Annotated in this window: 21 protein-coding genes and 1 rRNA gene; 9 read left to right on the top strand and 13 right to left on the bottom strand. The window is 70.3% G+C overall.

What is annotated here, in order from left to right; all coding sequences use genetic code 11:
* The first annotated feature begins 18 nt into the window (after positions 1-18).
* The 3 genes from rrf to STRNI_RS18500 all read left to right on the top strand — a co-directional run bounded on the left by rrf (position 19) and on the right by STRNI_RS18500 (position 1,952).
* Positions 19-135, top strand: a 5S ribosomal RNA gene (rrf, locus tag STRNI_RS18510).
* Positions 136-237: 102 nt separating this feature from the next.
* Positions 238-1,299, top strand: a complete 1,062-nt coding sequence (locus tag STRNI_RS18505) for a saccharopine dehydrogenase family protein (protein ID WP_277411617.1) — start codon at positions 238-240, stop codon at positions 1,297-1,299.
* The gene (locus tag STRNI_RS18500; protein ID WP_277411616.1) at positions 1,296-1,952 is read left to right on the top strand and encodes a TetR/AcrR family transcriptional regulator; all 657 of its coding nucleotides are present in this window, start codon (positions 1,296-1,298) and stop codon (positions 1,950-1,952) included. The genes STRNI_RS18505 and STRNI_RS18500 overlap by 4 nt, the downstream gene beginning before the upstream one ends.
* A 171-nt stretch (positions 1,953-2,123) precedes the next feature.
* On the opposite strand, the gene STRNI_RS18495 is transcribed toward STRNI_RS18500, so the two are convergent.
* The 6 genes from STRNI_RS18495 to STRNI_RS18470 form a co-directional block, all read right to left on the bottom strand.
* On the bottom strand, positions 2,124-3,737 hold the full coding sequence (locus STRNI_RS18495; RefSeq protein ID WP_277413278.1) for a type IV secretory system conjugative DNA transfer family protein: 1,614 nt from the start codon (positions 3,735-3,737) through the stop codon (positions 2,124-2,126).
* Positions 3,734-5,176 (bottom strand): ATP-binding protein, encoded by a 1,443-nt coding sequence (locus STRNI_RS18490; RefSeq protein ID WP_026170323.1) that lies wholly within the window; start codon positions 5,174-5,176, stop codon positions 3,734-3,736. The genes STRNI_RS18495 and STRNI_RS18490 overlap by 4 nt, the downstream gene beginning before the upstream one ends.
* 28 nt (positions 5,177-5,204) lie before the next feature.
* Entirely contained in the window at positions 5,205-6,767 is a 1,563-nt protein-coding gene (locus tag STRNI_RS18485) for an SCO6880 family protein (protein WP_018093389.1), read from the bottom strand.
* Entirely contained in the window at positions 6,764-8,071 is a 1,308-nt protein-coding gene (locus STRNI_RS18480; protein ID WP_204165914.1) for a hypothetical protein, read from the bottom strand. Before STRNI_RS18480 ends, STRNI_RS18485 begins: the two co-directional genes overlap by 4 nt.
* Positions 8,061-8,912 (bottom strand): DUF8175 domain-containg protein, encoded by an 852-nt coding sequence (locus STRNI_RS18475; protein ID WP_277411615.1) that lies wholly within the window; start codon positions 8,910-8,912, stop codon positions 8,061-8,063. Before STRNI_RS18475 ends, STRNI_RS18480 begins: the two co-directional genes overlap by 11 nt.
* Positions 8,913-9,409: 497 nt before the next feature.
* Positions 9,410-9,718, bottom strand: coding sequence for a hypothetical protein (locus STRNI_RS18470; RefSeq protein ID WP_006603970.1), 309 nt, complete (start codon positions 9,716-9,718; stop codon positions 9,410-9,412).
* Positions 9,719-10,145: 427 nt separating this feature from the next.
* On the opposite strand from STRNI_RS18470, the gene STRNI_RS18465 reads away from it, so the two are divergent.
* Together STRNI_RS18465 and STRNI_RS18460 are read left to right on the top strand one after the other, a co-directional pair.
* Positions 10,146-11,150: a C40 family peptidase gene (locus STRNI_RS18465; protein WP_018093392.1), complete on the top strand. Its 1,005-nt coding sequence runs from the start codon at positions 10,146-10,148 to the stop codon at positions 11,148-11,150.
* A 205-nt stretch (positions 11,151-11,355) separates the two neighbouring features.
* Entirely contained in the window at positions 11,356-12,075 is a 720-nt protein-coding gene (locus tag STRNI_RS18460) for a phosphatase PAP2 family protein (RefSeq protein ID WP_093644564.1), read from the top strand.
* Between the two features lie 129 nt (positions 12,076-12,204).
* Here the strand turns inward: STRNI_RS18460 and STRNI_RS18455 are convergent, their stop codons facing one another.
* Positions 12,205-13,821, bottom strand: a complete 1,617-nt coding sequence (locus tag STRNI_RS18455) for an FAD-binding oxidoreductase (protein WP_277411614.1) — start codon at positions 13,819-13,821, stop codon at positions 12,205-12,207.
* Between the two features lie 250 nt (positions 13,822-14,071).
* The gene (locus tag STRNI_RS18450; RefSeq protein WP_018093395.1) at positions 14,072-14,266 is read right to left on the bottom strand and encodes a hypothetical protein; all 195 of its coding nucleotides are present in this window, start codon (positions 14,264-14,266) and stop codon (positions 14,072-14,074) included.
* Positions 14,267-14,439: 173 nt separating this feature from the next.
* Here STRNI_RS18450 and STRNI_RS18445 point away from each other — a divergent pair, with 173 nt between their 5' ends.
* Positions 14,440-15,303 (top strand): SCO4651 family lipoprotein, encoded by an 864-nt coding sequence (locus STRNI_RS18445; protein ID WP_266450347.1) that lies wholly within the window; start codon positions 14,440-14,442, stop codon positions 15,301-15,303.
* 145 nt (positions 15,304-15,448) lie between these two features.
* Positions 15,449-15,667: a hypothetical protein gene (locus tag STRNI_RS18440; protein WP_018093397.1), complete on the top strand. Its 219-nt coding sequence runs from the start codon at positions 15,449-15,451 to the stop codon at positions 15,665-15,667.
* A 15-nt stretch (positions 15,668-15,682) separates the two neighbouring features.
* On the opposite strand, the gene STRNI_RS18435 is transcribed toward STRNI_RS18440, so the two are convergent.
* Positions 15,683-16,099: a metal-sensitive transcriptional regulator gene (locus STRNI_RS18435; RefSeq protein ID WP_093644540.1), complete on the bottom strand. Its 417-nt coding sequence runs from the start codon at positions 16,097-16,099 to the stop codon at positions 15,683-15,685.
* A gap of 194 nt (positions 16,100-16,293) precedes the next feature.
* Here STRNI_RS18435 and STRNI_RS18430 point away from each other — a divergent pair, with 194 nt between their 5' ends.
* Both STRNI_RS18430 and STRNI_RS18425 read left to right on the top strand, forming a co-directional pair.
* Positions 16,294-16,914: a DUF47 domain-containing protein gene (locus STRNI_RS18430; RefSeq protein ID WP_026170326.1), complete on the top strand. Its 621-nt coding sequence runs from the start codon at positions 16,294-16,296 to the stop codon at positions 16,912-16,914.
* A gap of 9 nt (positions 16,915-16,923) precedes the next feature.
* Positions 16,924-17,922, top strand: a complete 999-nt coding sequence (locus STRNI_RS18425) for an inorganic phosphate transporter (protein ID WP_159486865.1) — start codon at positions 16,924-16,926, stop codon at positions 17,920-17,922.
* Between the two features lie 212 nt (positions 17,923-18,134).
* On the opposite strand, the gene pstB is transcribed toward STRNI_RS18425, so the two are convergent.
* From pstB to pstS, 4 genes are all read right to left on the bottom strand, one after another.
* On the bottom strand, positions 18,135-18,911 hold the full coding sequence (gene pstB / locus STRNI_RS18420) for a phosphate ABC transporter ATP-binding protein PstB (protein ID WP_018093401.1): 777 nt from the start codon (positions 18,909-18,911) through the stop codon (positions 18,135-18,137).
* Between the two features lie 58 nt (positions 18,912-18,969).
* Complete coding sequence (gene pstA / locus STRNI_RS18415) at positions 18,970-20,049, bottom strand: phosphate ABC transporter permease PstA (protein WP_018093402.1); 1,080 nt, start codon at positions 20,047-20,049, stop codon at positions 18,970-18,972.
* Complete coding sequence (pstC, locus tag STRNI_RS18410) at positions 20,046-21,044, bottom strand: phosphate ABC transporter permease subunit PstC (protein ID WP_018093403.1); 999 nt, start codon at positions 21,042-21,044, stop codon at positions 20,046-20,048. Before pstC ends, pstA begins: the two co-directional genes overlap by 4 nt.
* Before the next feature lie 139 nt (positions 21,045-21,183).
* Entirely contained in the window at positions 21,184-22,299 is a 1,116-nt protein-coding gene (gene pstS / locus STRNI_RS18405) for a phosphate ABC transporter substrate-binding protein PstS (protein ID WP_159486861.1), read from the bottom strand.
* Positions 22,300-22,697: the final 398 nt, after the last annotated feature.

Below are 22,697 nucleotides of genomic sequence, written 5' to 3'. Positions count from 1 at the left end.
TGGTTAACTTCATAGTGTTTCGGTGGTCATTGCGTTAGGGAAACGCCCGGTTACATTCCGAACCCGGAAGCTAAGCCTTTCAGCGCCGATGGTACTGCAGGGGGGACCCTGTGGGAGAGTAGGACGCCGCCGAACAATCATTGTGGGAAAGCCCCGCACCTTATGGTGCGGGGCTTTTCTGCGTTATGAGGTCTGAGGCCGTTGTGCTTCTAGGTCACGTGACCTAGATTTCTCGGTGTGGACGATGACATCCAGTTAGATGTGACAGGTCCGGTGCTGGTGGTGGGCGGCTATGGGACCGTCGGCGGGGAGTTGAGCCGGCTTGCGGGCGCCGGCTGGCCCTTGTTGCTCACCGGGCGGACTCCGGAGCGCGGGCGGGCGCTCGCCGAGGAAGTCGGTGCGGAGGTGCGGCGCTGGGATCTGGGTGATCCGGAGCCCTTCTCGGCGAAGGTGCGGGCCGTGATCAGCACGGTGAACGACCCCGATGACCGGGTGCTGTTGGCGGCGATCCGGGGTGGTGTCCCGTACGTGGACCTCACGCGGTGGACGGCGCGGGTGCAGCGGGCCACCGCGGTCGCGGCCGTGGCGCCGCCGAGGGCTCCGGTGCTGTTGTCGTCCAGCTGGATGGGCGGGGTGACGGGGCTGGTGGCGGCGGCGCTGGCGGCTGAGCTGGGTGGTGCCTCGGGCGTGGAGATCGCCATCCGGTACGACCTCAAGGACCGGGCGGGCGCCGACTCCGTGGAGTTCATGGACCGGCTCGGTCTCGATTACGAGGTGACCGAGGGCGGGCGGCGGCGGATGGTCATGCCGCTCAGTGGTGCGGGTCAGGTGGTGATCGGCGGGCATCGGACCAAGGTGGCGCGGATCGATACGCCGGAGCAGTTCACGCTGCCGCTGGTGCTGGGGGTCGACACGGCCGTCACACGGATCGGGTTCAGCGCCAACGCGTCGACGTCCGCGCTGTTGGCGGTCAGGCGGACCGGATTCTTCCGGTGGGGGCGCGGGGACCGGTTCACGTCGGTGCGGCGGTCGATGCTGTATGCGCCGGGTGAGGGCGGGAGCGCGCTGGTGCGGATCGATGTGCGGGGGCGGAGTGGGGAGCGGCGTACGGCGACGGTGAGTGATCCGGCCGGGCAGGCGCATCTGACGGCGGTCGGCGGGCTGTTGGGGCTTCGTAGGGTGCTGGGCGAGGACGGTGCCCCGGTGCCGCGTGGTGTGGCCTTTCCGGAGATGACGCCGGCGCCGCAGGACGTCCTCGCCGCTCTGGAGGAGGCGGGCGTGAAGGTGGAGGTGGCATGACGGAGGAAGAGAAGAAGAAGGGGCCGGGTGCCGGGAAGGGGGCGGCGCTCACGCGGCAGGGGAGTGCGCGGCGGACGAGTCTGCTGGACGCGGCGGAGACCGTGCTGGTGGCCAACGGGGCGGATGCCTCGCTGCGGGCCATCGCCGGGGAGGCCGGGGTGCGGGTCGGGCATCTGCAGCACTACTTCCCGACCCGGGCCGAGCTGATCAAGGCGGTGCTGGAGCGGGCGCTGGACCGTTCGCTGGAGCGGCTGGCGGTGACGACCGGGCTGCGGGCGGTGCGTGATGACCCGTCGGCCCTGGAGGGTCCGGCGGGGGCTGCCGACCCGGACGAGGTGGTGGCGGTGCTCCTCGCCGAGCAGGAGGATCCGCAGCTGGTGCGGCTCTATGTCGAGGTCTGGGCGCTGGCGGCGCGCGATGCGGAGATTGCCGCGGTGGTCCGGGAGTTCTACCGCAAGTACGTCGCGCAGGTGGAGGCGTTCGTGCGGTACGGGCGGCCGGACTGGCCGGCCGAGCTGTGCCGGGCGCGGGCGGAGACCTTTGTGGCGCTGGTGGAGGGGGCGGCGCTGCTGCGGTCGGGGATCGCCGGGTGCCGGTCGGCTGCCATGGATGAGCAACTGGTGCGGTGCGCCGTGCAGTTGCTGCGGGACTGAGGGCGGCGCGGGGCGGGCGGGGAGCTGGGCCGGGAGGGTGCGTCGTACCCATCCCGGCGGGCGGCCGGCTGCGGATCGTCCCAGTGGTGGGTCGTTCCGGCTGCGGATCGCCCCGGTGGCGGTCGCTCCTCCGCACCCTCGGGTGCCGTGGGAACGTCCGGCCGCCAGGGGTCAGACCCGTAGGGAGTGGTGGGGCCAGCGGGCGCGGGCCTGTTCCTGGGAGCGCATGGTCGCCAGGGTCAGCAGGCCGCGGGCACGGCCCGTTTCGAGGAGGCCGGGGAGGGCGGGCAGCGGGGCGAGGGCCGCGATGTCGTCCAGGACGAGGGTGAGTGGTGGGTCGAGCCGACCGTCAGATGACCGTTCGGCCATGCGGCGGCCGTGCTCGACCACGCTTGAGAGGAGTGCGGTGAGCAGGGGCATCGCACCCGGTTCGGTACGCGGATCCTCGATGGGCTCGCCTACCACGTAAAGCGTTCCCCCTTCATCGAGAAATGATTCGAGGAGGACCGAATCTGCTCGAAGCGGGGTGCAGGCATCCCGGATGTGGATGGAGGAGAGGGCGGTCAGCGCCCGGCCGATCAACGCCTGGGCGGCTTCCCGGCGTTCGGGATGTGCCGTGAGCACCGACTCCAGCTCGCCGGCCTGGCCGGCCGAGGCCTTGGGGCTGGTGCGCAGGATGCGTACGGGTTCCTGGGCGGCGCCGGTGGCGTGCGCCCAGCGGTGCAGCTGGCGGAACGGGCGGCCGTCCACCGCGGCGGCGTGCAGCCAGCAGCGCAGCAGGGTCTGGGCGGCGTCCGCGACCGCCGAGTCCAGGGCGGCGGCCGGGCGTACCGGGGCCAGCAGGGCGGCGGCGCGGTCGGTGGCGGTGGCGAGGTCCGTACAGCCGGAGGTCGGGGACCAGCGCAGCCGGGCCGGGGTGTCGAGGCGGTGCGTCGGGTCGTAGGTCAGCAGCGGGCCGAGTTTGGCGCGGGCGTCCTTGGTCTCGGCCCAGACGCCGGGGTCCGTCGTGGCGACGATCAGCGGGCCCGGAGCGGCGGCCGCGGTGGCGACGGATGCCGCGAGGGCGGCGGTGCGGTCGGTGGTGAACTGGACGCGGGGGAGGGCGGGTTCGGTGGCGGCGTCGGTGGCGGGTGTGAGCGGGGGAGCGGTGCGCTGCTCCGGGACGGGGCCGGCGGCCACGGTGTCGAGGGGCGGCGGGGCGGGGGCGACCGGGGTGGCGGGTGTGGCCGGGGCGTCCTCGGTGGGGGCGGCGGGCTCCTGGGCGGCGGGCTCCTGGGCGGCGGGGACGGTCCTCCGGACCGCCTCCCGGGCCTCTCGCGCTTCCCGGGCCTGGCGCGCCGCCCGTTCCGCCTCCCGTTCCTCCTGGTCCGCCAGACGGGTCTCCCGGGCCTCCTTGGCCTTCGCGCGGCGGGCCGCCCGTACGGCGCGGTAGCGGGTGACCGTCCCCAGCGTGAAGATCACCAGGACCAGCAGCACCATCAGCTCGCCGATGAGGATGCCCCAGAAGAGGCCGTAACCGGAGAGCTGGCCCTTGGGGGTGCCGGGCCAGGCGGCGGCCATGTCGTGCGGTGCGGAGACCAGATGACGCAGCGCCATTGGCGTACCGGAGTAGGTGACGCCCGCGGGCCAGGCGCCGTGGGCGAACAGGCCGGCCAGTCCGGTCGCCGTCCACACCAGCACGGTCAGGCCCAGCAGGAAGGCGAGCAGTCCGACCAGCAGGGAGTCGGGGACGCCGCGCCCCCGGCTCCGGCCGGCGCCTCGTTCGTCGTCGTATCCGCGGGTCACGCCACCGTCTCGCTCGACTCGTCTCTCCACTGCCGCTCCATCGCCATGGCCTCGGCGCGTGCCTCGGCCTCGGCGTCCGCCGCCGCCTGGACGGCGCGCGCCTCGTCCGTCGGCATCGCGGAAGCCTCGCTCATCGCGGACGCCTCGGTCATCGCCCGGTCGGTGAAGACCAGCGGGCGTTCGGCCTCGGTGATGAGGTGTTTGACGACCTGGACATTGCCGTTGACGTCCCAGACCGCGATGCCGGGGGTGAGGGTCGGGATGATCTCGACGGCCCACCGGGGCAGGCCGAGCACCCGGCCGGTGGCGCGTGCCTCGTCGGCTTTCTGGGCGTAGATGGTGCGGGTCGACGCCATCTTGAGGATCGCCGCGGCCTCCCGTGCGGCGGCGCCGTCGACCACGTCGCTGAGGTGGTGCACGACGGCCACGAACGACAGGCCGAGCCGTCGGCCGAACTTCAGCAGCCGCTGGAAGAGCTGCGCCACGAACGGGGAGTTGATGATGTGCCAGGCCTCTTCCACCAGGAAGATGCGCTTCCTGCGGTCGGGGCGGATCCAGGTGTGCTCCAGCCAGACACCGACGATCGCCATCAGGATCGGCATCGCGATGGAGTTGCGGTCGATGTGCGACAGGTCGAAGACGATCAGCGGGGCGTCGAGGTCGATGCCCGCCGTCGTCGGGCCGTCGAACATGCCGCGCAGGTCGCCGTCGACGAGCCGGTCGAGCACCAGCGCCACGTCCAGACCCCAGGCCCGGACGTCGTCTATGTCGACATTCATCGCCTCCGCGGACTCCGCCTCCGGATGCCGCAGCTGCTCGACGATGTCGGTCAGGACGGGCTGCCGGTGGGTGATGGTCTCGGTCACATAGGCGTGCGCGACCTTGAGGGCGAAGCCGGAGCGTTCGTCCAGGCCGTGGCCCATCGCGACCTCGATGATCGTCCGCAGCAGGGCCAGCTGGCCGGTGGTGGTGATCGACGGGTCGAGGGGGTTGAGGCGGATCCCGCCGTTGAGGGCGGCGGTCGGGTCCAGGCGGATGGGAGTTATCCCCAGCTCCTGGGCGATGAGGTTCCACTCGCCGACGCCGTCCTCACCCTGGGCGTCCAGCACCACGACCTGACGGTCCCGGAACCTCAACTGCCGCAGGACGTAGGTCTTCTCCAGCGCCGACTTGCCGTTGCCGGACTCGCCGAGGACCAGCCAGTGCGGGGCGGGCAGCTGCTGTCCGTAGAGCTGGAACGGGTCGTAGATGTATCCCTTGCCGCTGTAGACCTCACGGCCGATGATCACGCCGGAGTCGCCGAGACCGGGGGCCGCGGTGGGCAGGTAGACCGCCTGGGCCTGGCCGGTGGAGGTGCGTACGGGCAGCCGGGTCGTCTCCACCTTCCCGAACAGGAAGCTGGTGAACGCCTCGGTGAGCGCTCCGATCGGATCGATCATGGCCATGACGTACGCGCCTCCCAGCGGCTTAGCGGCGGATCCCGGTCGCGAACGGCAGGGTGTTGACGAACGCCCGGTGGTGCTCGCGGTCGCACCACTCCAGCTTGAGGTAGGACTTGCCGGCCGAGGCGCGGATGGTGCGCTTGTCGCGCGCCAGTGCCTCGGGCGAGCGGGAGGACACCGTGAGGTAGCCGACGAGGTTGACGCCGGCGGCACCGGAGGCCAGGTCCTCGCCCCGCTGGTCCACCCGGCCGTGGTGCGCGACGTCCCGCGGGTCCACCACCCGGTTCATCTTCGCCGCGCGGCTGGCCTCGGCATCGTCGTTCGTCTTCTCCGTCAGCATCCGCTCGATGGCGATCTCGGTGGGCTCCAGGTCCATGCAGACCGCGACCGTACGGATCACATCGGGGGTGTGCACCAGGAGGGGCGCGAGGAAGTTGACGCCCACCGGGGTCAGCGGCCACTCCTTGACCCAGGCGGTGGCATGGCACCACGGCGCGCGGGTCGTCGACTCACGCGTCTTGGCCTGGAGGTACGTCGGCTCCATCGCATCCAGCTCGGCCGGCCAGGCGTTGCGCTTGCTCATCGCCTGGATGTGGTCGATGGGGTGGTCCGGGTCGTACATGGAGTGCACCAGGGAGGCGAGCCGGGCCTGGCCCAGCGGCTGGCGCACCCGGATGTCGGCCTCGGCGAGCCGGGCGCAGATATCGGTGAGCTCACGGGCCATGACCACCGCGAGCCCGGCGTCCCGGTCCAGCTTCTTGCGCAGCAGCCCGCCCTGGTGCATCCGCGCGGCGCGGGCCATGGTCTGTGCCTCGGCGGCCAGCTCGCGGGTGTAGTGCATACAGGCGACGAGGTAGGCGCGGTGCTGCTCGGAGGAGGTGGAGACCATCGACTGGAGCTGGTCGTAGGATTCCTGCAGCCAGTCGGGGGAGTTCTTGTCGCCGCGCTGGGCGACGTCCTTGGCGTGGGCGTCCGGGTCGGCGGGCAGCGTCCGCGCCAGCATCTGCAGCCGGGTCACGAAGCCGTCCCCGTTGGCGACATGCTTGAGCAGCGTCCCGAAACGGTCGACCAGCGCCTCCTGGTCCTCGCTGTCCCGCAGGCCGACGCCCGGCCCCTCGATCTCGATGGCCGCCGTCACCGTCTTGCGGTCGGCGTGCAGCAGCACCGCGATCTCGTCCGGCCCGAACGGCGCGGACAGCCAGTTGATCCGGCCGATGCCGGGCGGCGGGCCGATCTCGACCTCCCGGCCGTCCAGCCGGACGCCCGCCTCGGCGGCGCCGGAGCGGTAGGTGGCGCCTCGGCGGGTCGTCCGGCGGAAGCTGCGCCGGATCTCGAACCACTTGTAGAACGTCCGGCCCTTGTACGGCACGTAGACGACGGCGAGCCCCAGCATCGGGAAGCCGGTCAGGGACGCGATCCGCAGCGGCAGCATGGGCACCAGCAGCCCGCACATCATGCCGAGGAACGCGCCCGCGATGATCAGCGCGATCTCACCGGTCTCGCGGTTCTTGCCGACGATCGCGTTGGGCCGGGCGCGGCCGATGAGGTAGGTGCGGCGTGGGGCGATCGGGTGGGACTGCGTGCTCAACGCCCCTCACCTCCTGAGGTCTTGCCGGAGCGGGAGCCGCTGCCCGGGTGGGGGTTCGTACGGGGAGCGGGGGTGGCGGGCGCCGAGGAGCGGCCGCCGCGGGAGCTGTGCGCGGCGACACCGCCGGCCACCGCGTCGGCCGGCCGGGACTGGCCGCCCTGCGCCTGCCCGCCGTCGCCGCCGGAGCTGCGGGAGCTGTGGGTCTTGATGCCCTGGGAGACCAGTGCGGCGGGCGAGGAGATCATCGCGGCGGCCTGGCTGCCGTCGGTGGCCCGGCCCTTGTTCGTACGGGCCGAGACCATCTCGTCGCCGAAGCCAGGGACGAAGCGGTAGATCACCGCGCTGGCGAAGATGGCGAGGACGATGATCGAGAGGCCGGAGACGACCGCGGAGAAGGCGTTCGGGCCCTTGTCGTGGGACAGCGCACCGGCGACGCCGAGCACGATCACGATGACCGGCTTCACCAGGATCACCGCGATCATGATGCCCGCCCAGCGGCGCACATGCCCCCACATGTTCTTGTCGACCAGCCCGGCGTAGACGACCGTGCCGAGCAGCGCCCCGACGTACAGCAGCGCGGCCCGGATCACCAGCTCCAGCCACAGCACACCGGCGGCGAGCACGGAGACCAGCGACACCACGATCAGCATGATCGGGCCGCCGCCGATGTCCGTGCCCTTCGTGAGCGCCTGGGAGAAGGCCCCGAAGAAGGTGTCGGTCTGTGCCCCCGTCCCCTTCGCGATGATCTCGGTGACCCCGTCGGTCGCCGAGACGATCGTGTACAGGATCAGCGGGGTGAAGGCGGAGGCGAGCACGGTCAGCCAGAGGAACCCGACCGCCTCACCGATCGCCTCCGTCAGCCGCACCCCGCGCACCGCGCGCTTGGCGACGGCGAGCAGCCACAGGACGAGCGTGAGCACGGTGGAGGCGGCGAAGACGACGGCGTACTGCCGCAGGAACGCGGCATTGGTGAAGTCCACCTGCGAGGTCGCCTTCACCGCGTCCGACAGCTTCGTGACGATCCAGGCGGCGGCTTTGGCGCAGCCTTTGGCGAGGGATTCGAGGGGGTCGAGGGGGTTGTTGTCGAGGGGGTTGGTGGGGGGTGAGTCGCTGCCGGACTCATTGCGCTGCTTGCAGAGCTGCAGGGCGGGGCCGCTGAGGAGTTTGCAGCGTTCCGAGGCCGGACCCGGGTCGGGGACCGGCGCGGCCATGACGCGTGTCGCCAGCAGGAACATGAAGGTCTGTACGCCTGCCAGCACGGTGACGACCGAGGCCGCGCGGCGGTGCATGGGCTTACCGGGCATACGTGAAACCTCCATACCCTTGGACCGCTCCCGCGATGTCCTTGGCTCCGGAGGCGGGGACGTCCCCGCTGACCGGTGCGGGGCCGTCCTTCTGAGAGCGTGTCAGCGTCTTCCAGTCGTTGCCGGTCCAGGCGAGCTTCATCGTGAGGGTGAACCAACTCGTGGTGACAGGTTTGACGGATCCCTCGCCGGCCAGTCCGAGGAGGCCGGTGCACCACACCTCGACGGTCGCCTGGTCCTTGGCGAAGTCCTTGACCTTGGTGCCGACCGGGACGGTGCGCGAGACAAAGGTCATCCCGGTCGGCGCGCTTCCGTCAGCCTTCAGCCCGACGGCCTTGAAGAAGTCCGGTGAGTAGGCTTCGTCGAGCTTGTTCTGGAGCGAGGCGACGGCTGAAGGCGCCATGATGGTGTCAACGATCTTGTGCCGCTGGTCCTGGTGGAACATGTCCGAGGACCCCAACGCCACCGCATAATTCGCCGCCGCCGACTGCGCCCCCTGCTCCGTCTTGGCGAAGCCCGACGCGATGCCCCCGGTCTTGCCGCTGACGGCCTTGGTGCCGGTGGGGGCGGTGGGCTGGGTGCGGGCGGGGTCTTTGGGGGAGTCGTTCGAGGCGGTTTCGCTGTTGCCGCTTCCGCCGCGGTTGGCGAAGGCGATGGCCGCGAGCAGCAGGACGATCACGCCGACGATCGTGACGAGGTTGCGGCTGGACAGGCCGGTCCGGGACCGCCGTCCCGAGCCGTAGATGTCACCGTCGTTGTCGGGAAGTCTGGTCCGGGTCTGGCCCGTCTCCGGACCGCGGTGGCCGTCGCCGCCGTAGCCGCCGTCGTCACTGAGACTCATCGCGCCTGTGCCCCCTCTGCCGCCGTCGCCGTGCGTGCCGTTGTTGTGCCGCCCTCATATGACCGTAGCCGCGCGGGCGGCGGCTCGGGTGCAGCGGTACGAGTACATCTCACCGTGACGGGTCCTCAGATGCGGTACGACAGAGGCGAATGGGGGACTCTGGGTTATTTGTACGCATCGCCTGCTCCGCGGTCGCCGGTCGCCTTCTTGCGCCTTCTCGCCCCCGGGTCCACCTGTCCCCGCGCAGCGCCCGGCCCAATCGGTCCGCTGGTGGCGGGGGTGATGAGGGCGCGCTGCGGTTCCGTCGGGCCGGCGTGAGCGGGCGTCAGCATGTGGCCTCGGCAGGGGAGGTGGGGCCGGTGGGAGCGAGTGGGGGCACGGGACGGCGGAGAGATGGTGGGCGGGGGCGCACGGGGGCGACGCGGGGACGGACGGGTGCCGGCCGGGGGCGCCGTACGGGCGGCGGCAGGGGCAGGTGCGGCCTAGAAGGACACGCCCTAGACCGCCATGCCGTAGACGATGGTGAACAGCGTCCCCAGGGAGCCGATGATGAAGACGCCGGTCAGGCCGGCCACGATCAGGCCCTTGCCCTGTTCGGCGCTGAAGGTGTCGCGCAGCGCGGTGGCGCCGATGCGCTGTTTGGCGGCGCCCCAGATCGCGATGCCCAGGCACAGCAGGATCGCCACCGCCATGACCACTTCGATCATCACGCGGGCCTCGTTGCCCAGGCTCCCGAACGGCCCCCAGTCCGGGGCGATTCCGCCGATGATGGTGGTGATGTCGCCTTTTTCGGCCGCAATGAACATGTGTGAACTCACCGCCCCTTGATGGGTAGTTGTGTCCCCGTGCCGGCGTGGCACAGGCCAGTCTCTATCTTCGCTGACAAATGGGCCGTCAGCTGTCGACTTGGCGGCTTTCTTTGAAGGATCCCGTGCGGGTGGGGTGTGCCCGTGGGCGCACGCCCTCCATTGAAGCGAATGGTCTCACCGTGTGTATCACGGGGGATAACCCTGAGCAATGATCATCGGAAGCGGTGGTGGCCGGTCCGGCGCGCCGGGCTCCCGTAGCCCGTCCGGCGGCGTACGGGGCGTCGCCATGAGACGCATCACACCCCTACCGGAGCGCCCCGTGCGCCGCGTCATGCGCCGTCGTGCGGCACCCGGAGCGGCGCGGCGCGCGGGGAGCGGCCGGAAAAAGGCAGTGAACCGGGGCTGAATGGGGGAGGGTTGGGGGGTGCGGAAATTCTGGGTGGCCGGTGGGCTCGGGGCGGGGCTGGTGCTCTGTCTGCTCGGGCTGCTTGTGATCGGTACGTATATGGCGGCTGCCGGGCTGGCCGGGGCCGGCGGGCGGGCGCTCGGGCTGGCGAAGGGCGCGGTACCGGCCGAGTATCAGCAGCTGGTGCAGAAGTGGGGGGCGCTGTGCCCGGCGATAAGTCCCGCGCTGCTGGCGGCGCAGCTCTACCAGGAGAGCGGCTGGAACCCCAGGGCGCAGAGCCCGGCGGCCGCACAGGGCATGGCGCAGTTCATCCCGGGGACCTGGCAGACCCATGGCGTCGACGGGAACGGTGACGGCAAGAAGGACGTGTGGGACCCGGAGGACGCCATTCCGTCGGCGGCCTCGTACGACTGCGAGCTGGCGAGCTATGTGAAGCGCGCCCCGGGCAACGCCACGCACAACATGCTCGCCGCGTACAACGCCGGGGCCTATCGCGTCATCCAGTACAACGGGGTGCCGCCGTACCGCGAGACACAGAACTATGTGAAGACGATCACGACTCTGGCGAAGAGCTTCGAGGCGCCGTCGAAGCGGGTGGAGCCGTCGCGGCAGGCCGCGGGCGCGATCTACTTCGCACAGCAGAAGCTCGGTACGCGCTATCTGTGGGGCGGCACGGGGACCGCGGCGCAGGGCGGCCGGTTCGACTGTTCCGGGCTGTCCCAGGCCGCGTACCACTCGGTGGGCATCGAGCTTCCCCGGGTGGCGAACGACCAGTGGAACGCCGGGCCGCATCCGAAGCGGGACGAGCTGCTCCCGGGTGATCTGGTGTTCTTCGCCTACAACCTGAAGGACCCGCGCTCGATCCACCACGTGGGAATCTATGTGGGTGGCGGGTACATGATCAACGCGCCGTACACCGGGGCCAGGATCCGGTTCGACAAGATCGATACGCCGGACTACATCGGGGCGACCCGCGTCACGTCGGATGGCGCAAAAGCGCTGCCCGGCACGAACGCTGCGTGAACATAGGGCCCTGAACTGCGGTGATGAGTCAAGCTTCGATAACGTCCTGGTGATCATCCGGTGGAGAGTGGAACGCCAGGGGTGGGCATCGCGTTTCCTTGGCGTGGGGACGTAGCAGCGCTTGGCACGGCACACGCTCGACGACCACGGGGGCAGGCAGCACACGAAGGCGCTCGCGCGCGCGAAAGATAAGGGGCCGCTGCAGATGGCTGGACTCGCATTCGAGGGGCCGAACCCCGACGTCGACGTGCTCGACGGCATCAACGGCCTCGCGAAGGACGCCCCCCAGTGGGTCAACAAGGCCATGGAGTACATCGGTGAGTACGGCCTCATCGCCGGCCTCGCCGTGCTGTGTCTGATCGCCTGGTGGTCCGCGCGCCGCAGGCCGGGCGCGGCGGCCGCCGTCGCGGGCCTGGTCTGGGCGCCGCTGGCCGCGGGCATCGCCCTGCTGGCCAATATCCCGATCCGCTCGTTCGTGGAGCGGCCACGGCCGTTCAAGGACCACGCCGGACTCGAAGTGCTGATCCCCGGCAAGAGCGACTTCTCGTTCGTGAGCGACCACGCGACGCTCACCATGGCGGTCGGTGTCGGCCTGTTCATCGCCCACCGGAAGTTCGGTCTGATCGGGATTCTGCTGGCGCTCGCCGAGGGCTTCTGCCGCGTCTACATGGGCGTGCACTACCCGACCGACGTGATCGGCGGCTTCGCCCTGGGCACCGCCGTCGCGCTGCTGCTGGCGCCCCTCGCGCAGGCGCTGCTGGTGCCGCTGACGACGGCGATCAGCCGGTCGAAGCTTTCGTGGCTGGTGTGCGCGCCGGGCGTCGAGGCCGCCGCGGGCCAGGACGCCGACGGCAGCCGGGTGGTGGCCACGGGATCGGCGATGCGGCGCGGGCAGAAGGAGCGGGACAAGGATCTGGCGGCCTGAGGGCGCGGCCGGCCGGTTCGGGTGAACCGGCCGGCCCGCCCCCGGGATTGACGACCTGGCGGATGCGGACGGCCCGGCCCCTCGCGGGGGTCGGGCCGTCCGTGTGTCCGCCGGTGTACCGGGGCGGTCTCAGAGCGCCTGGGGGAAGGTGCTGAACAGCCGCTGCGGGTCGTAGGTCCGCTTGACCTCGGCGAGCCGGGTGGCGGCGGCGCCGTAGTAGGCGGACTTCCAGTTGGTCAGGCCCGGGTCGGTGTAGTTCTGGTAGGCGGCGCCCGAGGAGTGCCGGCGCATCGCGTCATGGAAGGAATTCAGCCACGCTGTGCGCGTGCCGGGCGAGCCGTTCGCCGGCCAGGACGTCAGGTACTGGGCGAGGAACTTCGAGCCGCGGTGGACGAAGGCGGTGTCGGTGCGCCCGACACGGTTGACCGCGCCGCCCAGAGCCGTCAGCGCCACATTCCCGCTGACGCCCTTGCGGCCGCCCGCCTCGATCTGGTCCATCAGCGTGCGGATGCCGGCCGCGGACAGCGAGCGGTCGAAGAAGTGCGAGCGGGCGGCGTAGGTCTCGCGCCCCAGCTGGCCGGCGCCGGTCTGGCCGGGCAGCGAACCCGGCATATGGCACTGCGCGGTGGACTTGGTCGAGCAGCCCGCATAGGACTCCATCGCGTCCAGGTAGCCGGTCGGCGTCAGATGGACGCTCTTGGCGGGGCCGGGGCCGCCCGGCTGGTCGGCGAGCTTGTCGAGGGCGTTCTGCAGCTCGCGGTAGCCGCCCAGGGAGAAGGCGGCGACGGAGACGGACGGGGTGTTGCCGGGGCGCGCGTCGAGGTGGCACGCGGACCATATCTCGTCGTCCTGCACCGGCCCCCACTTCTGCCAGGAGGCCACGACCTTCGCCGCCTTGGCCCACGGCCAGGTCAGGTACGCCATCACCGCGCGCGGCGCCGGATGCGTACGGAAGCGGAGCTCGGTGACCACGCCGAAGTTGCCGTTGCCGGCGCCGCGCAGCGCCCAGAAGAGGTCGGCGTGCTGCTTGCGGTCGCAGTCGACGGTCTTGCCGTCCGCCGTGACCAGCGTGGCGCCGACGAGGCTGTCGCAGGTCAGTCCGTAGGCGCGGGAGGCCACACCATGGCCGCCGCCGAGGGTGAGGCCGGATATGCCGACGGTGGGGCAGGAGCCCCCGGGTATGGTCACGCCGTGCGCCCCGAGGCCCTCGTAGACGTCGATGAGCTTGGCGCCGGCGCCGATGCGGGTGGCGCCGCCGGACGGCGCGCCGACCTTGGAGAGGGCGGAGACGTCGATGATGAGCTTGTTGTTGCCGCTGGACCAGCCCGCGTAGGAGTGGCCGCCGCTGCGGATGGCGATCGGGGTGTCGTACCGCCGGGCGAAAGAGAGGCATTCGGCGATGTCCGCCGGATGCTTCACATAGGCGATGGCCGACGGCTTCAGCGTGTCGTAGCGGGTGTTGTAGAGGCGCCGGGCGGTCGCGTAGGCGGCGTCGGAGGCGCGCACCAGCTTCCCGTCCAGGCTCTTGCCCAGCGCGGTCCAGGCGGCCCCTGAGGCCCGGCCCTTGGCGGCGCCCCCGGCGGCGGCCGCATTCGTCTGTGCCGCACCGGTACCGGCGGCGGCCTCCGTGGCGGCACCGGAGGACGCCGCGCCCGCCGCGCCGGTCTTGTTGTCGCAGCCGGTGGCCAAGGCGACCGAGGTCGCCGCCAGTCCGCCGCCGGCCTGCAGGAGTGTGCGCCGCTTCACTGGGATGAATCCCCCTCGATGTCGTACGGTCCTGCCCCGCCTGCCGATGGCCCGGCCGGTCGTCACGGGGCGCGTGCGGGGAATTCGCACCGGACGGGTGCGGCGACGCGCTGCCCTCACATGCCGCTGTGCCCGGTAATGCTCCGCGCTGTCCGGTGCTGTCCCTGAAGTCCGTTACCTGCGCGGCGCCGTTGCTTCCCTGACTAGGCAGATGCGGCAGGGGCGTGTGGGGTTCCCGGAACGGACTCGCTCATTCCAGGGGGCGCCCGGTTCCGTCCTCGCCGGCCTCGGATCCGGCCTCGGTGTCGGCCAGATGGCGCTCCGCGTCCGTACGTGCCTGTGAGCGGGCGCGACGGGCCGGCCCCCGCCAGCCGCAGGTACAGCGGGCCGTGCAGAAGGCGCCGCGTTCGGTGGTGGAGGTCGCATGGGGAGCTCGGTGGGGCACGCCGTCACGCTACGCGCCCCAGGTGGCCTTGCGTGACGAGCCCCCTTGACGGTCGTTGAACGGAACGGTCGACGGAACGTCAGATGCGGCGCCGGCGGAACGTCCGACCCTCCCGAGCGGACCGGCCGGCCCAGGCCGTTCCCGAAGACAGCGGCCGAGGGGGCTCGTACGCGATGGTGGTGCAGGACAGGCGAGGCGGTGGCACGGTCGCCGTGGCCATGGCGTGCGGGACGGGTCTGGCGGTCGGGCTGCTGACCTCGGGCTGTTCCCAGGAAGGCGCCGCGGCCGACGACCAGGAGCCGTCCGGCCGGGCCGCCCCCGCCGCCGCGGAGGTCCGGAGCAGCGCCGACGCCCTGGTGCGGGCCGGCTCCGCCACGGTCCGCACGTCCATGGAGACCGCGAGCGGCGGCACCCGCGTCGCGATCCGCGGCACCGGCGGCTACGACTTCGCCACCAGCACCGGGCGGCTGCGGGTCGTGCTCCCCGACCCGGCGGGCAGGCCCAGCGGCGGTCATCAGCCGATCACGGAGATCCTCGCGCCCGGTGCGCTGTACATGAAGAACCGCGGGGCCGGGGTGCCCGCCGACAAATGGGTGCGGGTGGCCACCGCGTCGCTGGCCGACGGGAATCTGGTCACCGGCGGCGCGACCGATCCGCTCGCCGCCGCCGAACTGCTGCGCGGCGCACGGGCGGTGACGTATCAGGGCGAGGAGTGGCTGGACGGTGTCCGGGTGCGGCACTACCGCGGGACGACGGACATCGGGGCGGCCGCCGCGGCGGCGTCGCCGCGCTCAAGACCCGCGCTGATCGCCGCGGAGGACGGATTCACCACCGACGAGGTGCCGTTCGACGCGTATCTGGACGAGGCCGGCCGGCTGCGCAAAGTGCGCCAGTGGTTCCGCTTCGCCAACGGTGCGCCGAAAGGGGCTTCGGTGACCTCCACGACGGAACTGTCCGGTTTCGGGACGAAGGTCGCGGTGCGGCTGCCGGACGAACGTGACATCTACGCGGGGAAGATCGCTTCACCCACGGCATGAGGCCGGACGCCGCGGGCAGGGCATGTGACGGCGGCGTGTGCCGGATGGCGGAAATGGTCCATCCGTGCCATGCGCGGAGCCTGCGCCCGTCCCTAGGCTTGCGGTAACCACCCCAGGCGTGGGAAGGCGCTCGAAGGAGGAGGTGTTGTACGTGGCCGGACACCGCCCTACGACGGTCCAGGACCACGTAGCCCTCGTCGAGATCGACCTGACCGGTGAGTTGATGATCGCGGCCGCGGCCGCGAGCGAGGATCGGCTCAGCCCGGACCGTATCGACGAGGTGCTGGAGGTCGACGGGGAGGACGGCGACCGCGCGGACGGGGTGCCGCCCCGGCGCGGAACCGCCGGACGCTGCCCCGGCTAGTCACGGGCGGCCGGCTCAGGTGCGCAGCATCCGCTCGATGGCCTTGGTGGCCTCCTGCACCTTGGCGTCGATGGCCTCGGGACCCTTGACGGCCGCGTCGGCGACGCAGTGCCGCAGATGCTCCTCCAGGAGCTGGAGGCCGAAGGACTGCAGGCCCTTGGTGCTCGCCGAGACCTGGGTGAGTATGTCGATGCAGTAGACATCCTCTTCGAGCATCCGCTGCAGTCCGCGGATCTGGCCCTCGATCCGCCGCAGTCGCTTGATGTGTGCGTCTTTCTGCTTTGCGTAGCCGTGCACACCGGCTGCCGGCGAAGTCTCTGCGTTATCGGTCACGGTTTGAACGTCGCTTCGGGGGTCGGGGGCCGGCTGCGGGGGGTGGCAGGCCGCGGCGGCTGCGGTGCTGCCGTTGGTGTCGGCGTCCGTGGTCGTCATGGCCGTCTCCCGTGGTATCTAGGCGATCTATATACCCCTGGTGGGTATATGGTACCGAACTTTGCGGGCACCTGTGGTACCCCGTGCAGAGCATGCTGCACGATGGGCGACACTGAAGGAATGCCGGTTAGCAGTGGCTGGATGATGCGCCTAGCATCAACTCGACCGAATCCGATGCACCCCGAGGATTTCACGTGCGCTTTCGTCTGACCCCCAGGGAGACGAGCTTCTACGACATGTTCGCCGCCTCCGCGGACAACATCGTCACGGGCTCCAAGCTCCTGATGGAACTGCTCGGGGCGGACGCCTCAGCCCGGGCAGAGATCGCCGAACGCATGCGGGCGGCGGAGCACGCGGGTGATGACGCGACCCACGCGATCTTTCACCAGCTGAACTCCTCGTTCATCACGCCGTTCGACCGCGAGGACATCTACAACCTCGCCTCGTCGCTCGACGACATCATGGACTTCATGGAAGAGGCGGTCGACCTGGTCGTCCTCTACAAGGTCGAGGAGCTGCCCAAGGGCGTCGACCAGCAGATCGAGGTGCTGGCGCGGGCGGCCGAGCTGACCGCCGAGGCGATGCCGCATCTGCGGACCATGACCAACCTCACCGAGTACTGGATCGAGGTCAACCGCCTGGAGAACCAGGCCGACCAGATCCACCGCAAGCTGCTGGCGCACCTCTTCAACGGCAAGTACGACGCCATCGAGGTCCTCAAGCTCAAGCAGATCGTGGACATCCTGGAAGAGGCGGCGGACGCCTTCGAGCATGTCGCCAACACCGTCGAGACCATCGCGGTCAAGGAGTCCTGAGCGCCTCTCATGGACACCTTCGCGCTCGTCGTGACCATTGCGGTCGCGCTCGGTTTCACCTACACCAACGGCTTCCACGACTCCGCGAACGCCATCGCGACCTCGGTGTCGACGCGGGCGCTGACCCCGCGGGCGGCGCTGGCGATGGCCGCGGTGATGAACCTCGCCGGTGCCTTCCTGGGCAGCGGGGTCGCCAAGACGGTCAGCGAGGGGCTGATCTCGACTCCCCACGGCAGCAAGGGGATGGGCATCCTCTTCGCCGCGCTGCTCGGTGCGGTGGTCTGGAACCTCGTCACCTGGTACTTCGGCCTGCCGTCGTCGTCCTCGCACGCCCTCTTCGGCGGCATGGTCGGTGCGGCCCTCGCCGGTGGCACCACCGTGATCTGGTCCGGGGTGGTCGAGAAGGTCGTCCTGCCGATGTTCATCTCGCCCGTCATCGGCCTGGTGCTCGGCTACCTGGTGATGGTCCTCATCCTCTGGATGTTCCGTAAGTCCAACCCGCACAAGGCCAAGCGCGGGTTCCGCATAGCCCAGACGGTGTCCGCCGCGGGCATGGCGCTCGGCCACGGTCTGCAGGACGCCCAGAAGACCATGGGCATCGTGGTGATGGCCCTGGTCATCGCCGATGTCGAGGACCAGAACGCGGCCATCCCGCTCTGGGTCAAGCTGGCCTGTGCGATCACGCTCTCGCTCGGTACGTACGCGGGCGGCTGGCGCATCATGCGCACCCTGGGCCGCCGGATCATCGAACTGGACCCGCCGCAGGGCTTCGCCGCGGAGACCACGGCCGCCTCGGTCATGTACACCGCGTCGTTCATGTTCCACGCGCCGATCTCCACCACCCATGTCATCACCTCCGCGATCATGGGCGTGGGCTCGACCAAGGGCACCCGCGCGGTGCGCTGGGGCGTCGCCAAGAACATCGTGATGGGCTGGTTCATCACGATGCCGGCCGCGGCGCTGGTCGCGGCGTTCTCGTACTGGGTCGTGGAGCTGGCGTTCGGCTGACGGACCGCTGCCGGCCGCGGCCACCGGCCGGGCCACGGAGCACCGGCCCGCCGGCCCGACCAACGGCCGGCACCGCACCTCCGGACACAGCAAATGGGCCCGCCCCCCGGGAAGTGGGGGCGGGCCCTTCGTCTTGCGGTGGCACCGCCATGCAGCACCGCAGGACGTGGGTGGGGGCGGCCCGGCCGGAGCGGCCGGGCCGCGCTCGCCGCTCAGCCGAAGCGGCCGGAGATGTAGTCCTCCGTGGCCTGCACCGACGGGTTGGAGAAGATCCGCTCGGTCTCGTCGATCTCGATCAGCTTGCCGGGCTGGCCGACGGCGGCGAGGTTGAAGAACGCCGTACGGTCCGACACCCGCGCGGCCTGCTGCATGTTGTGCGTCACGATGACGATCGTGAAGCGCTCCTTGAGGTCGCCGATCAGGTCCTCGATGGCGAGGGTGGAGATCGGGTCGAGCGCCGAGCAGGGCTCGTCCATCAGCAGGACCTGCGGTTCGACCGCGATGGCGCGGGCGATGCACAGCCGCTGCTGCTGGCCGCCGGAGAGTCCGGAGCCGGGCTTGTTCAGCCGGTCCTTGACCTCGTTCCAGAGGTTGGCGCCCTTGAGGGACCTCTCGACGACGTCCTTGAGCTCGCTCTTCTTGTACGAGCCGTTCAGCCGCAGACCGGCCGCGACATTGTCGAAGATCGACATCGTGGGGAACGGGTTGGGGCGCTGGAAGACCATGCCGACGGTGCGGCGGACGGCGACCGGGTCGACCCCGGAGCCGTAGAGGTTCTCGTCGTCCAGCATCACCTTGCCCTCGACGCGGCCGCCGGGGGTGACCTCGTGCATACGGTTCAGGGTGCGCAGGAACGTCGACTTGCCGCAGCCGGACGGGCCGATGAAGGCCGTGACGGAGCGCGGCTCGACGGTCATCGAGATGTCGTCGATGGCCTTGTGGCTGCCGTAGTACGCGGAGAGGCCGCTGACGTCGATTCGCTTGGCCATGGAAATCACTGCTTCTTTCTCACGCGGCGGAGCCGCACATCGAATGGGGCGCGGCTGGTCAGCGGCCGGACTTGGGGGCCTTCCAGCGGGCGATGCCGCGGGCCACCAGGTTGAGGATCATGACGAAGGCGATGAGGACAAGTGCCGCGGCCCAGGCGCGGTCGTACGAGGCCTCGGAGCCCTGCTGCCACTGTTGGAAAACGTAGAGCGGAAGTGACTGCTGGGCATCTTCGAAGGGGTTGTTGTTGATCGTCTTCGCGCCCCACACCAGGAGGAGCACGGGCGCGGTCTCCCCGGTGATGCGCGCGATGGAGAGCATCACGCCGGTGGTGATGCCGCCGATCGACGTGGGCAGGACGACCTTGAGGATGGTGCGCCACTTGGGCACGCCCAGGGCCAGCGAGGCCTCGCGCAGCTCGTTCGGGACGAGCTTGAGCATCTCCTCGGTGGAGCGGACCACGACCGGCATCATCAGGATCGCCAGCGCCATCGCGCCGGCGAAGCCGGACGGGCCGAAGCCGAGGATCAGGATCCACACGGAGAGGATGAACAGGCCGGCCACGATCGACGGGATACCGGTCATCACGTCGACGAAGAAGGTGACGGCCCGGGCGAGCCGGCCGCGTCCGTATTCGACGAGGTAGATCGCGGTGAGCAGACCGATCGGCGCGGCGATCAGGGTGGCCAGGCCGACCTGCTCCAGGGTGCCGATGATCGCGTGGTAGATACCGCCGCCGGGCAGCGCGTCCGGGGTGGTGCCCATCGAGTGCTGCAGGAAGTAGACGTCCAGGACCTTGGTGCCGCGGCTGACGGTCTCCCACAGGAGGGAGGCCAGCGGGACGACGGCGATCAGGAAGGCCGTCCAGACGAGGCTGGTGGCCAGCCGGTCCTTGGCCTGCCGGGCGCCCTCGACGGCCGCGGCGAGCGCGAAGCTGCCGAGGATGAACAGCAGGGCGGCGATCAGGCCCCACTGGACCGTGCTGTCCAGGCCGGCGCCCAGGCCGACGCCGCAGCCGGCGCCGGCCGCGGCCAGCGCGATGACCGGCGGGGACCAGCGCGGCAGCCGGGCCTGCTTGAGGGAGACCGGAAGCGGGTTGCCGCCGTTGGAGACCGCGGGGCGGTCGGTAGTGATGCTCATGCGGCGGCTCCCGAGTACTCCTTGCGACGGGCGATGATCAGGCGGGCCGCGCCGTTGACGAGCAGCGTGATCACGAAGAGGACGAGACCGGAGGCGATCAGGGCGTCCTGGCCGAACTGATCGGCCTCGCTGAACTTGCTGGCGATGTTCTGGGCGAACGTGCCGCCGCCCGGGTCCAGCAGGCTGGTGTTGATGAGGAAGCTGGGCGAGAGGACCGTGGCGACGGCCATCGTCTCGCCGAGCGCACGGCCCAGGCCCAGCATGGAGGCGCTGATGATCCCGGAGCGGCCGAAGGGGAGCACCGACATCCGGATGACTTCCCAACGGGTGGCGCCGAGGGCCAGCGCGGCTTCCTCGTGCATCTTCGGGACCTGGAGGAACACCTCGCGGCTGACGCTGGTCACGATCGGCAGGATCATGATCGCGAGCAGGATGCCGACGGTGAACAGCGAACGGGCCGCCCCGCCGCCGTATTCGAAGATGCCGGTCCAGCCGAGGTAGTCGTCCAGCCAGGTGTAGAGGCCGGTCAGATGCGGGACGAGGAAGAGCGCGCCCCACAGGCCGTAGATGATGCTGGGCACCGCGGCGAGCAGGTCGATGACGTAGCCGAGCGTCGAGGACAGCCGGCGCGGGGCGTAGTGCGAGATGAACAGCGCGATGCCGACCGCGACCGGTACCGCGATGACCATCGCGACGACGGAGCTGACGACGGTGCCGAAGGCGAGGACCGCGATGCCGAACTTCGGCTCCAGGCCGGTGGCGTTCCAGTCCAGCGTGGTGAAGAAGTTGGCCTTGTCGCCGGAGATGGCGAGCACGGAGCGGTAGGTGAGGAAGACCGCGATGGCGGCCATGATCACCAGCAGGGCGATACCGGAGCCCCGGGAGAGCCCGAGGAAGATCCGGTCACCGGGGCGGACCGCCTTGCCGGATATGGCGGAGGGGCCGTCGTGGTGTGGCGGAGGCGGGGTGTCGGTCGTGGAGGAGGGTGTATTCATGGGTTCTCCGGTCTGCGGAGCCGGGTGAGGGCTCCTGGCGCGGCGGTGCACCGGACGGGCGGCGGCCCGAAGGGGGCCCTGGTGAAGGGGCCCCCTTTTTTTGGACCGTACGGCGGTTCATGGGCCGCCGCCCGGTAGGTCAGGAGATCTTGGCGACGGTCGCGCGGACCTTGTCGGCGATCTCGGTGGGCAGCGGGGCGTAGCCGAGTTCCTTGAGGGCGCTCTGGCCGTCCTTGCTGGCGATGTAGGTCAGGAAGGACTTGGTGGCGGGCAGCGTCTCGGCCTTGTTGCCCTTGTTGCAGGCGATCTCGTACGTCACCAGGGTGATCGGGTAGGCACCCTCGGCCTTGGTCTTGTAGTTGAGATCCAGGGCCAGGTCATCGCCCTTGCCGACCTGCTTGGCCTCGGAGATGGCGTTGGAGGCGTTGTCGACGGTGGCCTCGACCGGCTCCTTGGCGCCGGTGTTCAGCTTGGCCGTCGGGATCTTGCTCGCCGTGGCGTACGACAGCTCGAAGTAGGAGATCGCACCGCTGGTCTGCTTGACCTGCGAGGAGACGCCGGCCGAGCCGGAGGCCGCCTGGCCGCCCTCGCCTTCCCACTTCTTCGCCGGCTCGTGCTTCCAGCCACCGGCGGCCTTGAGGTACTTGGTGAAGTTGTCGGTGGTGCCCGAGTCATCGGAGCGGTGGAACGGCTGGATCTTGAGGTCCGGGAGCTTCGCGCCCGGGTTCAGCTGCTTGATCGCCGGGTCGTTCCACTTCTTGATCTCCGAGTTGAAGATCTTCGACAGGGTCTTGGCGTCCAGCACCAGGTTGTCGACACCGGGGACGTTGTAGCCGACCGCGATCGGGCCGCCGACCATCGGCAGGTCGACGGCCTGGCCGCCCCGGCAGACCTGCTTCGACTTGGTGACCTCGTCGGGCTTGAGGGCCGAGTCGGAGCCGGCGAAGGCGGTCTGGCCCTGCAGGAAGGTGGTGACGCCGGCGCCGGAGCCCGTCGGCTGGTAGTTGATCTCGGTGTCCTTGCAGGCGCCCGAGTAGTTCTGCACCCAGACGTCCATGGCGTTCTTCTGTGCCGACGAGCCGGACGCGAGCAGCTTGCCCTTGCCGTCGCACTTGATGTTCGACGGCTTGGCGGCGCCACCGCCACCGGCTCCGGTGGTGTCGTCGGAGCCGCACGCGGACAGGGCCAGGGCACCGGAGACGGCGAGAGCGCCAACGGCGAGGGCGCGAACCCGGTTCTTGCGCTGAAGCTTCACTGTCGAGAGTTCCTTCCTGGGGCGCGCCGCTTCGTCGGCGTGCGAGATGGTGAGCGGGGCATTGGCTGTCGCGGTCTGCGATGCCAGCTAGCCGTGTCGCGCTTGCTCTGAGGGCATGACGCGCACTCGGTACGGCTGAAATTAGGTAGATCAGGTGAAGCGGCCGATGGAGGAGAGTGAACGCAGGGTGAACCTCGGCCATCGGCTGGGTGCGGGGGGAGAAGTGCTCGCCTACCCGTGCGAAACGGCCCGTCACCCTGTTGAATTACCAGTCGGTATGGCAGCATCCGCGCCTGGGAAGACGCGAATCGGTGCGGAACGACCGGAGGTGGCTGGTGGGGAGCCAGGGGGCACGGCAGGACGTTCAGGGCGTACGAGGCATGCGGGGGATAAGGGGT

This window comes from Streptomyces nigrescens (genome assembly GCF_027626975.1).
GTDB classification, from domain to species: Bacteria; Actinomycetota; Actinomycetes; order Streptomycetales; family Streptomycetaceae; genus Streptomyces; species Streptomyces nigrescens.
This window is presented reverse-complemented; position numbering and strand designations above follow the sequence as displayed.

Excerpts from the sequence above, each read along its gene's own strand:
- STRNI_RS18500 (WP_277411616.1), top strand. The coding sequence starts at position 1,296 with ATGACGGAGGAAGAGAAGAAGAAGGGGCCGGGTGCCGGGAAGGGGGCG.
- STRNI_RS18490 (WP_026170323.1), bottom strand. The coding sequence starts at position 5,176 with ATGATCGATCCGATCGGAGCGCTCACCGAGGCGTTCACCAGCTTCCTG.
- STRNI_RS18480 (WP_204165914.1), bottom strand. The coding sequence starts at position 8,071 with ATGCCCGGTAAGCCCATGCACCGCCGCGCGGCCTCGGTCGTCACCGTG.
- STRNI_RS18475 (WP_277411615.1), bottom strand. The coding sequence starts at position 8,912 with ATGAGTCTCAGTGACGACGGCGGCTACGGCGGCGACGGCCACCGCGGT.
- STRNI_RS18470 (WP_006603970.1), bottom strand. The coding sequence starts at position 9,718 with ATGTTCATTGCGGCCGAAAAAGGCGACATCACCACCATCATCGGCGGA.
- STRNI_RS18460 (WP_093644564.1), top strand. The coding sequence starts at position 11,356 with ATGGCTGGACTCGCATTCGAGGGGCCGAACCCCGACGTCGACGTGCTC.
- STRNI_RS18445 (WP_266450347.1), top strand. The coding sequence starts at position 14,440 with ATGGTGGTGCAGGACAGGCGAGGCGGTGGCACGGTCGCCGTGGCCATG.
- STRNI_RS18435 (WP_093644540.1), bottom strand. The coding sequence starts at position 16,099 with ATGACGACCACGGACGCCGACACCAACGGCAGCACCGCAGCCGCCGCG.
- STRNI_RS18425 (WP_159486865.1), top strand. The coding sequence starts at position 16,924 with ATGGACACCTTCGCGCTCGTCGTGACCATTGCGGTCGCGCTCGGTTTC.
- pstB (WP_018093401.1), bottom strand. The coding sequence starts at position 18,911 with ATGGCCAAGCGAATCGACGTCAGCGGCCTCTCCGCGTACTACGGCAGC.
- pstA (WP_018093402.1), bottom strand. The coding sequence starts at position 20,049 with ATGAGCATCACTACCGACCGCCCCGCGGTCTCCAACGGCGGCAACCCG.
- pstC (WP_018093403.1), bottom strand. The coding sequence starts at position 21,044 with ATGAATACACCCTCCTCCACGACCGACACCCCGCCTCCGCCACACCAC.